This is a genomic window from Halobellus sp. Atlit-38R (genome assembly GCF_003665925.1).
Taxonomy (GTDB): Archaea; Halobacteriota; Halobacteria; order Halobacteriales; family Haloferacaceae; genus Haloquadratum; species Haloquadratum inordinatus.
On the sequence record NZ_QXIJ01000405.1, the window covers coordinates 1 to 435 of the forward strand.

Annotated in this window: 1 protein-coding gene; it reads right to left on the minus strand. The window is 74.9% G+C overall.

Features of this window, described 5'->3' with window-relative positions:
* Window positions 1-14: 14 nt before the first annotated feature.
* On the minus strand, window positions 15-435 hold a 421-nt coding region (locus tag D3D02_RS20090; protein WP_147435820.1), incomplete at its 5' end, for a molybdenum cofactor guanylyltransferase.

Genomic DNA, 435 nt, shown 5'->3' on the forward strand with positions numbered 1-435 from the left:
GGTGACGCCGCGGCTCACCCCGCGTCGGTCGCGGCGGCGACCGCCCGCTCCGCCTCGTCGCGCTCGGCCCGCGTGTTGACGTTCGTGAAGGTGCGCTCGGTCGTCAGCGACCGGATCGCCTCGTCGTCGACGACCGCCTCGTTCACCCGGTCCAGCATCGCGAGCACCTTCCGCTCGCCCCAGTCGAGCGCGCGGTCGCAGGCGTCCGCGGCTGGTTCGGCCGCGTAGACGGCCTGCGTCGTCTGGTACCAACGGTCGTCGAGCCGCGGCACCGCCGCGTCGACGCCGGGCTCCGTGGCCAGTTCGCGCAGCGTCGCGAGGAACGACGGGTCGACGAACGGCATGTCGCAGGCGACGACGGCGGCGTAGCGGTCGGTCGCCGCGCGGCAGGCGTTCCGGATACCCGCCAGCGGGCCCAGGTCGGGCTCCTCGTCG